This is a genomic window from Alkalibacillus haloalkaliphilus C5, assembly GCF_000269905.1.
In the GTDB taxonomy this organism is placed as follows: Bacteria; Bacillota; Bacilli; order Bacillales; family Alkalibacillaceae; genus Alkalibacillus; species Alkalibacillus haloalkaliphilus_A.
Map to the genome: position 1 here is coordinate 1 of NZ_AKIF01000096.1, position 11,039 is coordinate 11,039.

Below are 11,039 nucleotides of genomic sequence, written 5' to 3' on the forward strand. Positions count from 1 at the left end.
CCTTGGCAGTCTCAGACATTTCAATAATATAGTTATCAAACGAAATAATGTAACTTGAGGCGTCAACTCTTGAATCAGTTCGCCTAACCTCAATATCAGAAAAGTCATCTAATATTTGTGAAATAACCTCAGAATCTTCTACTTGTACTTCTTGTGAACCTTCAGCACCACTACCACTTAAAATATTGATTTCCTCAACTTCGTCTAATTCATTTAAGAAGACTTCGTCAAATGATTGAGCTTCAGGATCTGGTTCCGAGTAAACGACCGTGAATAGGACGATTACTAGAAGTCCTGCGATAATCGAAATGATGAGTGTCTTTTTAGTATCCAACGATAACTCCCCCTTGTACTAGATCTTTTAGTTAGTTAATCATATTTTATCATAAATTTTCGGACAAATTTTAATCTATTTTTAATGTTGTTATCTCTTTTTTCTCATGTTCGTTGATTAGACTAGTCATTGTAGAGTTGAAAACGAGTCATCGTTGGAGGAGTTATATGCGTAAAAAAATCTTTTATAGCACATTTGCAGGGACATTCGTCTTAGGAAGCTTTTTCGGTTTTTCGACAGTTGAAACGAAAGAGCAACCATATTCAGAAGCGAAAACGGATGCGGAGGCGAACGTGATGTTAGATGCGACAAAATTAATCGGACATAATGAGTTAGAACAAATTGTCTATGAACAAGTTGAAGGAAAAATTGAAAACTTAGAGTTAAATGGACAAGAGCAATTTGAAATCACCGTATCACAAGGAAATTACATTTATGATTTAACGGTCGATGGCGTAAGTGGTAAAGTTGTCTCTGTTAATAAGCAACGGGTTAATCGTGTGCATTCTATTAGTATTGAAGAAGCTAAGAAATATGTCCAAACAACAATTGAAAAGTTAGATGCGATCGAACTAGCATTAGAAACAGTAAACGGTAACCCAGTTCAAGCAGACTTAGTAGAAGAGAAGGGTGACTTAATTTACTTAGTAGTAATTGAGTACGCTGGTCATGAATATGATGTAAGTGTTGATGCTGTTTCAGGTGTTGTTTTAAATGTAAGTTAAACTTGCTTGTGTCATAAGACAGGCAAGTTTTTCTTTTTAATAGACATGTTTGTACATCTTGTCTCTATTATAATAATATAGTAGATAGAAGATTGAGAATTCTTGTGTAAGCGGAGGGGATTAGCATGAAGGATTTTATACATAGATATGAATATTTAGAGAAGAAAAAAGAATTATACGGTAAAGAGAAAGTTTATGTAAAAAGTACAAACGTAGAGCCACGACATTTGTATCAATACGGCGAACTTAAAGTCGTCATTCGTGATTTTGATTATTTAACAGAAGACGAAATTAAGCAAGCTATTGATTATGAAGAGAAAAGGTTATACCCTGAACGATTCATTCCTCAAGGTTCGAACTGTTATGATGAGAATGGTACTTGTCCATTTTGGGATATTAATTTTAACGAAGATGCTGATGATAATGGGTATTGTCACTATTTAACTCAAGGTGACTGGGAAGAAGAAGCTGACACAATGCTTTATAAAAAGTGCAAAGCTTGTGACATCAATACAGAGCAACGAGAGCCGAAAGAGACGGCACCACTATTTGAGCTATACGTTAATGGTGAAGTGTATGGCAGTGGTGACACAAACGAAGTACAACAATTATTTAAGCAATTTATTGAACGTGAAGATGTTGAGGATGAAGTTGATTTAAAATTAGTCAAAAAGGACGAAAAATAAACTTGGACTAGTTCGGCTAATCCAAGTTTTAGTTATGATTCTTGTTTTATTTAAATAACTTACGAAATGCTTTACCTGTTGCGCGACCAGCAACACGTCGACCGACGCGGCGTCCAACTCGACCTTTTCGGACAGCATCGACATCGTTCCAGATACGTAAAAACTTATAAATGCTCGATTTCAGACTCACGATCATCACCTGCCTGAATGATTTATAACTATATTATAAATGATTGAATGCAATTTGAAAAATTGTTAGTTATTACTTTTTTACTAGTAATGTTTATAAATGTCTGTTATAAGTATTTTATAAGAAAAATTATGAGAGAGTGTTTAGATGGTTGAGTTTGTTGGGTATTGTTCTAAATGTGGTCGAAAGGTTTACTGTGATCATGGATTTTTAGACGGTGAACACGTGAACGGACAATTGATATGTTCAACTTGTAACACATAATGTTGGGGGAGGTATTTTTTTGAGCGAATTGTATAAGATTGAGGTGGAACAAAGTAACGGGAGTCAGCAGTCAATGTTGGATTATGAAGGGAAGGTCCTGCTAATCGTTAATACGGCTAGTAAATGCGGATTCACACCACAGTTTGAAGGTTTGCAACAACTTTATAAAAAATTCGAGGATGACGAATTTGAGATATTAGGGTTTCCGTGTGATCAATTTATGAATCAAGAATTTGATGAACAACGTGAAATCGAAAGTTTTTGTAAATTGAACTACGGTGTGACATTCCCAATTTATAAAAAGGTTGATGTAAAAGGCGATGAACAGAGTGAATTGTTCCAATTTCTAACGAGTGAGAAAAAAGGCTTTTTAGGTGGCGAAATTAAGTGGAACTTTACGAAATTTCTAGTTGACCAAGACGGTAAAGTGATTAGACGTTATCCACCACAAACGACACCGGCTAAAATTGAAAGTGATATTATTAATCTAATTAAGAAATAAAATATTTTCTAAGCGGAGTAGTCTAATTTAGTTTGAATTAGGCTGCTTTTTTATGTTTTAAGGGGCAAAAAAGGACTTCAGCGTTTTAATTTGCGCTGAAGTCCTTAGGTCATTGATTATTAACAAGGGCGTGTCCGGCAATTATGACGTCTTGTCCGACATTAAAGGCACGTCGTCCGACAATAAATAGGATTCATCCGACAATAAAGGCACGTCATCCGACACCTTTCCCGATTAGCATTGACCCATAATTTAAAATTCTTCTCGAATATTTCGATCACTAAAGATTAGAGCGTTATCGTTAAATCCTAGTGTGAAACTGCCACCTGGAATGTCTAGTTCTGAGCGCATTAGGCTAATTATTTCGTTCATATGATCTTCATCGTCTGATTCTTGTCCACGATCTAATGTTACACGGATAATTGGTTTAGCTGACTGACCTTGTAGTGAAGGGATATTGTTGCGGTCAATATTTAAATGATGACCAACATCTTTCGGGTAAGTAATCCACATATCATGGATTATATCTGTTCCGAAACGTTCCTCTAATTCAGCAGTTAGAAATTGTTCTAACTCGTATTCCCAAGTTTCAGCTACGTAACTATCCATATATTCATCGTATTGATTATGGTAATATACTAAAAATCTAAAATGATCATGCTCTTCAGTCTCTACTATTGCAGCATAACGAAATTGTTCATATACTCCAGTATTATCAAACAGCGTATCGACAACTTCAGTCTGCTGATCGAAGTTTTCAGATAAGTATTGTTCTGCTTCTTCTATTACTTGTTCAGCTTCACCTGAGTCTTCAGATAATCCTAAGTAAGATAAATAGAAAACACCAATAAGTAAAAAGAACACAATAATTAGTCCTGCTATTAATGCTTTTTTCTTTGCATCCATAAGTTCACCTCATTCGATTAATCCAACGTTAATTATAAGGCTTTTTCATCCTGTTCGTAAATTAAAAGTTAAAAAGTACATATAAGTGTTAATTTTTTAGAATTTTTATATTATTATAATGAAAAGGAGGTTGTGCCATGGGAGAGTCAATTAAAACGAAACGACCTAGAAATAAATTTGTAAAGTGGAGTTTAATCATTTTATTAATCTTAACATTTGCAGTAGTCAGCGTACTCCTTTATGTTAACGCTTACATAAACAGATCTTTACCGCAAACTGAAGGAGCCATTGCTGTAGCGAGTTATACCGAGGAGGATTCAGAAGAGTTATCATTTGAAGGGGTGACACACGACGTTTCGATTATTCGAGATGAACAAGGTGTGCCGCACATTGAAGCGGAGACTGATGAAGATCTCTTTTTTGCTCAAGGGTTTGCAACAGCACAAGATCGTTTATTTCAAATGGAAATGTCACGAAGACAAGCTTCGGGAGAATTAAGTGAAGTTGTGGGTGACATGGCTGTTGATACTGATAAGTATTTTAGAACACTCGGTTTAAGGAGAGCTGCTGAAAAGTCGTTAGCTGAATATGATGTTGAAGAGTTAATGGCGTTGGAGGCTTATGCAGCGGGAGTGAATGCGTATATAACACATGCTAAAAGTGAAGGTAGTATGCCTGTTGAATTCACATTAATGGGCTTAAGTGAGATGAGAGAGTGGACACCACTTGACTCTTTGACAATTGGCAAATTTATGGCCTTTGATTTAGGTGGTCATTGGGAGCGACAAGCGTTTAACTATTATGCTATGCACAACTTTCAAGAGGAAGAAGCACTTGAGTTGTTTCCGACATATCCAGAGAATGGTTCTTCAAACATCTCTGATGAAGAATATATTGATATAACAGCGAGTTTAACGAAAGCTGAAACACCTCACCCGTTTAATGGAAGTAACAATTGGGTTGTCGATGGGAGTAAAACGGAGTCAGGTAAGCCAGTTTTAGCTGATGACCCTCATTTAGATTTAGCGACTCCGTCTATTTGGTACCAAGTTCATTTAGACTCACCGAATTATAATGTGTCAGGTGTTATTTTTGCTGGTATTCCAGGGGTGATTTTAGGTCATAATGAAGAGATTGCTTGGGGTGTAACGAATGTCGGACCAGATGTCCAACAGCTGTATATTGAACGAAGACATGAAGACAATCCGCATCGGTTTTTATATGATGACAAATGGTACGAAGCTGATGTTATAGAAGAGACAATCCATGTGGATGGTGAAGACCCAATTGAATATGAGGTAATTGAAACGGTCAATGGCCCTGTCGTTTCTGAATTCGCAGAAGAAGCTGATGAGCATTTAAATGGGTCAGTTTTTTCATTACGTTGGACAGCTTTAGATGCGACAAAAGAATTATCAGCTGTACTACAAATGAATCAGGCATCGAACTGGGGAGAGTTTGAAAAGGCGCTAGAAGACTTCCATGCACCTGCTCAAAACTTTGTTTTTGCAAGTCTTGATGGAACAATTGCATACAAAGCCAATGGTAGAATTCCTGTTTATGATCATTCTGATGATGCATTGTTGCCGATGCCGGGGTGGGATTCAACTTTTGCTTTAGATGATTATATTCCATATGATGAATTACCGACCATTGTAAACCCTGAAAAAGGTTTTGTTGCTACGGCGAATAACCGTGTCGTATCTGATGAATACCCATACCACATTAGTAATGTTTGGGCTCAACCATATAGATATGACCGAATTCATGAAGTTTTGGAAGAAGGAGAACAGTTTACAGCTGAAGATATGAAAGGTTTACAAATGGATACGAAAAACCTTCATGCGAGACATTTCATTCCAATCTATACTGATATTTTAGAAGCGGTTGAGATATCTGAGGTTGAACAAGAAGCAGTAGACGTTTTGTTAGAGTGGAACTTATACGATGATCGTGAGTTAGCAGGTCCGTTAGTGTTTCATCAATTAGTTCGCGCAGTTGAGGAAGTACTGTTTGCTGAAGATATTCCAGAAGACGTACGGTCGATGTTTAAAGGAAGCGGACAAAATGTTGATCAATTAATCCAGCGTGCTTATGATGGAGAGGAAGTACATTGGATTGAACGTCACGGTGGGTTAGAAGAGTTATTAGATGAAGCGATTACGAAAGCAGTTGATGAGATAGTTGAGATACAAGGTGCTAATGTTGATGATTGGAATTGGGGAGAATTCCATCGTGTCTATTTTGCCCATCCGTTATCAAGTACAGCTTTTTTAGACCGTTTCTTCAATAGTATTGATCCCAAACCTGTAGATGGAAGTAATGTGACGGTTATGGCTGCTTCATTTGGTGATGATGGTATTGTTAGTCACGGTGCAAGTTGGCGTTTTGTAACGGATATGGATGACCCTAAAGCTGGCCACCATATTGTCGGTCCTGGTCAGACAGGTCATTATCGCAGTGATTGGTATGACGATCAAATTGAAAATTGGGTTGAAGGCGTTTATCATGAAACGAGAATGGATGACTATTCAGGTGAAGAATTAATATTGACAGCTGAATAGTTAATAAACTGACGGAATTGATCTTAACTAACCTCCGACTTGTTCGGAGGTTTTTATTTTGCACTAATAATATCACTCATTTGATTCAAGCTATATAACATAACATCAAAGAGGAGACTTTTATAATGGGTAGAAAATTAGTTGATTGGCCGACGTTTATAATATCTTTTGTTGTCATATTATCAGTCGTTGTCCCGCTTGTTTTATTTCCAGAAGTGGGTGCTGAAGTCATTGCTGATGTGAATGCATTCATGTCAGATACGTTCGGGTTTTTATATTTATTAATGGGACTAGCAATCTTTTTCTTTTTAATTTTCGTAGCCTTTAGTCAAAATGGACAAGTAAAATTAGGTGAAGAAGATGAGAAGCCTGAATTCAGCACGCCTGCATGGGCAGGGATGTTATTTAGTGCTGGGATTGGCTCGAGTATTCTTTATTGGGGTACGATTGAGTGGGCTTATTATTATCAAGGACCACCGTTTGGACTCAGCCCAACTGATGAACAATTAGAAACGATTCAATGGGCTTCAACGTATGGAATCTTTCACTGGGGTCCTATTGCCTGGGCTATATATGCTTTACCAGCTCTTCCAATGGCGTATTTTTTTTATGTAAGGAAAACACCAATTATTAAAATTAGTGAAACGCTAAGACCGCTTTTAAAAGGTTGGTCTGATACTTTCTTAGGTAAAATTATTGATGTACTATTTATCTTCGGATTAATAGGTGGGGCAGGGACGACGCTAGCTCTTGGTACACCCCTTATTTCACGTGGTGTCTCAGATCTAACTGGACTTGAAGACGATATGTTTTTAAGAACAATTGTTTTATTAGTTGTAACTGCGATCTTTGCTGTAAGTGCTTATGTTGGATTGAAAGAAGGAATTAAGCGATTGAGTAATATAAACTTAGCGCTGTCGATTTTCTTACTTGCTTTTGTGTTTATTACAGGTCCGACTTTGTTTATTGCTGAGACGACGACGAATAGTCTTGGGCTTATTTTAGATAATTTCTTTAGAATGAGTACGTGGACAGAGCCGTTCGCTGTGTTACAAGGATTTGAACCGACTGGGTTCCCAGAGGCATGGACAATCTTCTACTGGGCTTGGTGGCTAGTTTATGCACCATTTGTTGGCTTGTTCATTGCTAGAATCTCACGTGGACGTACGATTCGTCAAGTGATCGCAGGTACGATGATTTACGGATCGATTGGTTGCTTACTGTTTTTCGGTATCATGGGTAATTTCGGACTTTATTTACAATTGAGTGGTTCATTTGATGTTATAACGGTGTTAAATGAGCAGGGAGCACCAGCAGCGATCATTTCGATTATTAACCAGTTGCCATTTGCTGGTGTCATGGTTGCGTTGTTTGTCTTTTTATCAATTATCTTTTTGGCAACGACGTTTGATTCAAGTTCATACATTTTAGCATCTGTGACGCAAAAAGAAGTCGAAAATGGGGAGCCACTACGTTGGAATAGAATGTTTTGGGCTTTTACGCTATGTCTATTACCGTTAGCGTTAATGTATTTAGGTGGTTTAGAAACGCTACAAACGGCAAGTATTATTGGAGGTTTTCCACTAATATTTATTATGTTTTTAATTGCTTGGTCATTTATGAAAACAACGACAGGGGACCTCATTGCTGATGATCAGTATGAGCCGAAAACAATCATACTGGACTATAAGAAAATTAGAGAGAAAATTCGCCGAAGAAGAAATCGTAAAAAAGGAAAAGAGGAAGAATAAGAAAAAGGATTAGGGATTTTCCCTAATCCTTTTAACGTTTATTGAACCCTTTTTGTTTAACGAAGTCTGTTACGTCCATGCGCATTGGCTTAGATAGCTTTCTTTCAACTTGCTTGCTCCAATTGTCTACTTTCGTATTAAATGAACGATCTTCGTAGTAGTGCTCAGTTGTTTCGTTAAATTGTTCAACATATTTTGTGTGATCTTGATAACCGTTTTCATGATAAATCGCATTGAAGTCGAAGCGTGGTTTTACATCAGGCTCCTCATCTGGAACACCAACAGCCATTCCAAATAGCGGAATAACATAAAGAGGTAAGTTCAATAGATCATTAACACGGTTGATGTCATTACGTAAGCTACCTAAATAGCAAATGCCAAGTCCGAGTGACTCACTTGCGACTGCAGCATTTTGAGCAGCTAATGTTGCATCAATGGTAGCCATCATGAAAAATTCTGTATTCTCGATATTGTCTTTCATCATTTCTTGTGTTGTTTGATCTTGTGATTGATACATCCGGTTTAGATCTGCACAAAAGACAAAAAGGTGGCCATTATGTTCTACATATTCTTGACCGCTAACTTCTCTTAATTGTTGTTTTAACTTTTCATCTGTAATACCAATCACGGTATAAGCTTGATAATAGCTTGATGTGGAAGCGGCTTGGCCTGCTTGAATAATTGTTTTAATTTGTTCATCGGTTAAATTCTCTTGTTTAAATTTACGAATAGAGCGATGATTCATAAGTAGCTCGATTGTTTCATTCATGTTGATGACTCCTTTGTTAGTTGTTGTAACGCTTCTGTAGTCTTTTCAATCTCTTCATGGAGTTGAGTATTTTGGTTCGTTTGTTCTTGCACCGTTGCTGTAATTTCTTCAACTGAAGCAGTTGTTTGTTGCACTTTAGAAGAGATCTGTTCCATTGTATCATTAATGTGTGATGTACTTTCATTAACTTGCTCAGCAGTGTGACTGAATTGGTTTAGTTTATTTTGAAGGTCATTTGTGTCATCTTCAAATTGGTTGAATCGCTCACTACTTTGATGGATTGTTTTAATATTATGTTGTAAAACAAAAAGTAATTGGTTCATTTGATTATCAGTATCTTCATTTGTCTGTTTCATTTCATTTAAGTTATCTGAGATGTTAGACGCAGTCTTGTCAGTATGGTCAGCTAATTTACGTATTTCATCAGCAACGACGGCAAAACCTTTACCGTGTTCTCCAGCACGAGCAGCTTCAATAGAAGCGTTAAGCGCAAGTAGTCCTGTTTGTTCATTAATTTCTTTAATCGATTGAATGAATGATGCTGAAGACTCAACTTTTTCGGTTAAGTCTTTAAATGTAGCACGCATTTGATCCATACTAGACTCAAACGTTTTAATTTGGTCAATCATTTGATCAGACTCTTCTTTACCAGTTTGAGCTTGGCGAGATGTTTCATTAGTATTTTCCTGAATATCATTTAAGTGATTCATCATGTTGTCCATATTCGAAGCAGTCTGATGGATGGAATCATTTATTGAAGTTAGGTCATCAGCTTGTGTTTCAGTACTAGAAGCGATTTCTTGAATAGCGCGATTCATTTCGGTTAAAGCTTGGCTATTCGTATTAGATTGAGATTCAATTTCTTCCATACTATTTTTAATAATGGTCGTTTGTTCTTCAATGTGTTCTTTTTGTTTTGTTTCATTTTGGAACCTTAAATCATTCTCTTGACGCAATTGTTCTAATTGATCATCTGTTTGTTTCGTAATTCTTTGGAGACCAAATAAAATAATCGCTGTAAACAAAATGAACGAGAGCGCTGTCTCATATCGTAAGTCTAAAAGGTCACCGTGCATAATGACGAGACTGTGATAAATGGCCATGCTTGATGTAAAGCCTATAATTAATAATGGTAATGACATAAATATAGCTGATGTTACTAAAATGAAGAAAATTAAACCAAAATTATGTGTAGAAACGCTTGCTTCTAATACAATGAACCCAAGTAGTGCTGATAAGCCGATTACATATATGTATGGTACGACTTGAGTTGCTTTTTCGGTAAAGACTAAAAATCCTGCAACAGCTAATATACCAAGTCCGCCAAATAAAACAATTAAGATGACACTTGTTGGTAAGCCGGATGAAATATTTGCAATCGTGCTGACGGCTGTAATGATTAATAATAACCAAAAAAGTAATTTGTTTTTGTTGTGTAACGACTGTTGTTCAACTGTTCTCATATCCCCCTCAAACATTCAGACACCTCCAAATTTTCTTGAAATTAATATAACACTATTTTAGCATAAAGGGAAATTTTAGGGAATTTGTAGAAGTAGGCACAACTATTGCAAGATTAATAGCTAACCGATATGATAGATGAGGTGAAATGAGAGGAGTAATATTATATGGAAACAATAAAACAACAAAATGAAATAGATATCAAGAACCCTAGAATGTTATTGTTTTCAATTTGTTTCGTTTTAATGTTCTCGGTAATGAACGGAACAATGTTTAACATAGCAATTCCAGACATTGCTGAAGCATTTAATTTAATGCCATCAGAAGTAAGCTGGGTAATGACTGGTTACATTATGGTGTATTCAGTCGGGGCTTTGATATATGGAAAGCTAGCTGACACAGTAGCTTTTAAGAAGTTGATCACATTTGGACTAACGGTTTTTGCGATTGGTTCTATTATCGGATTTCTTGCACCGAATTATTATTTTGTACTCGTAGCAAGGGTGATTCAGGCAATTGGCGGTTCGATGATGCCAGCGATTGCATTTATTGCACCTATTCGCTACTTCCCGAATGAAAGGGGTAAAATATTAGGGATTATTGCATCTGTCATGGCTTTTGCCTCTGGGATTGGCCCTATTTTAGGTGGTGTTATTGCCGGCTTTTTATCTTGGCAATTTTTATTTTTAACATCGGCTTTAATGATCGTGACATTACCATTTTTACTTAAAAACTTACCAGATGAAGAGACGGTCAATGTAAGATTAGATTATTTAGGGGCTAGCTTAGTCGGGGTAACGATTACTTCAACGTTAATTGGAATTACATTAGGCTTTGTATATTCTTTATATATTGCAATTGGATTTGGTATTTTAGCGGTGCTTCGT

Annotated in this window: 11 protein-coding genes; 6 read left to right on the forward strand and 5 right to left on the reverse strand. The window is 36.6% G+C overall.

Annotated elements, in window-relative coordinates:
• The coding region (locus A194_RS18185) for a hypothetical protein (RefSeq protein WP_040402692.1) at positions 1-334 on the reverse strand (334 nt) is incomplete at its 3' end.
• 167 nt (positions 335-501) lie between these two features.
• Here A194_RS18185 and A194_RS0110565 point away from each other — a divergent pair.
• Entirely contained in the window at positions 502-1,059 is a 558-nt protein-coding gene (locus tag A194_RS0110565) for a PepSY domain-containing protein (protein WP_017186816.1), read from the forward strand.
• A gap of 125 nt (positions 1,060-1,184) precedes the next feature.
• On the forward strand, positions 1,185-1,745 hold the full coding sequence (locus A194_RS0110570; protein WP_017186817.1) for a hypothetical protein: 561 nt from the start codon (positions 1,185-1,187) through the stop codon (positions 1,743-1,745).
• A gap of 46 nt (positions 1,746-1,791) precedes the next feature.
• Here the strand turns inward: A194_RS0110570 and A194_RS20540 are convergent, their stop codons facing one another.
• Positions 1,792-1,935, reverse strand: a complete 144-nt coding sequence (locus A194_RS20540) for a hypothetical protein (protein ID WP_017186818.1) — start codon at positions 1,933-1,935, stop codon at positions 1,792-1,794.
• A gap of 283 nt (positions 1,936-2,218) precedes the next feature.
• Between A194_RS20540 and A194_RS0110580 the strand changes: the two genes are divergently transcribed.
• On the forward strand, positions 2,219-2,701 hold the full coding sequence (locus A194_RS0110580; protein ID WP_017186819.1) for a glutathione peroxidase: 483 nt from the start codon (positions 2,219-2,221) through the stop codon (positions 2,699-2,701).
• Positions 2,702-2,953: 252 nt separating this feature from the next.
• On the opposite strand, the gene A194_RS0110585 is transcribed toward A194_RS0110580, so the two are convergent.
• Positions 2,954-3,607 (reverse strand): hypothetical protein, encoded by a 654-nt coding sequence (locus tag A194_RS0110585; protein WP_017186820.1) that lies wholly within the window; start codon positions 3,605-3,607, stop codon positions 2,954-2,956.
• Between the two features lie 137 nt (positions 3,608-3,744).
• Here A194_RS0110585 and A194_RS0110590 point away from each other — a divergent pair, with 137 nt between their 5' ends.
• Complete coding sequence (locus A194_RS0110590) at positions 3,745-6,171, forward strand: penicillin acylase family protein (protein ID WP_017186821.1); 2,427 nt, start codon at positions 3,745-3,747, stop codon at positions 6,169-6,171.
• A 125-nt stretch (positions 6,172-6,296) separates the two neighbouring features.
• The gene (locus A194_RS0110595) at positions 6,297-7,922 is read left to right on the forward strand and encodes a BCCT family transporter (protein ID WP_017186822.1); all 1,626 of its coding nucleotides are present in this window, start codon (positions 6,297-6,299) and stop codon (positions 7,920-7,922) included.
• 31 nt (positions 7,923-7,953) lie between these two features.
• Here A194_RS0110595 and nfsA read toward each other — a convergent pair whose 3' ends face one another.
• Together nfsA and A194_RS0110605 are read right to left on the reverse strand one after the other, a co-directional pair.
• A complete protein-coding gene (gene nfsA, locus A194_RS0110600) occupies positions 7,954-8,691 on the reverse strand; it encodes an oxygen-insensitive NADPH nitroreductase (RefSeq protein WP_017186823.1) in 738 nt (245 codons plus the stop codon).
• Positions 8,688-10,169, reverse strand: coding sequence for a methyl-accepting chemotaxis protein (locus A194_RS0110605; protein WP_017186824.1), 1,482 nt, complete (start codon positions 10,167-10,169; stop codon positions 8,688-8,690). Before A194_RS0110605 ends, nfsA begins: the two co-directional genes overlap by 4 nt.
• A 150-nt stretch (positions 10,170-10,319) precedes the next feature.
• Here A194_RS0110605 and A194_RS0110610 point away from each other — a divergent pair.
• A partial coding sequence (locus A194_RS0110610; protein ID WP_017186825.1) for an MFS transporter occupies positions 10,320-11,039 on the forward strand: 720 nt, incomplete at its 3' end.

Bases quoted from the DNA above. Each gene is read 5' to 3' on its own strand.
- A194_RS0110565 (WP_017186816.1), top strand. From the start codon at position 502: ATGCGTAAAAAAATCTTTTATAGCACATTTGCAGGGACATTCGTCTTA.
- A194_RS0110570 (WP_017186817.1), top strand. From the start codon at position 1,185: ATGAAGGATTTTATACATAGATATGAATATTTAGAGAAGAAAAAAGAA.
- A194_RS0110585 (WP_017186820.1), bottom strand. From the start codon at position 3,607: ATGGATGCAAAGAAAAAAGCATTAATAGCAGGACTAATTATTGTGTTC.
- A194_RS0110590 (WP_017186821.1), top strand. From the start codon at position 3,745: ATGGGAGAGTCAATTAAAACGAAACGACCTAGAAATAAATTTGTAAAG.
- A194_RS0110595 (WP_017186822.1), top strand. From the start codon at position 6,297: ATGGGTAGAAAATTAGTTGATTGGCCGACGTTTATAATATCTTTTGTT.
- nfsA (WP_017186823.1), bottom strand. From the start codon at position 8,691: ATGAATGAAACAATCGAGCTACTTATGAATCATCGCTCTATTCGTAAA.
- A194_RS0110605 (WP_017186824.1), bottom strand. From the start codon at position 10,169: ATGTTTGAGGGGGATATGAGAACAGTTGAACAACAGTCGTTACACAAC.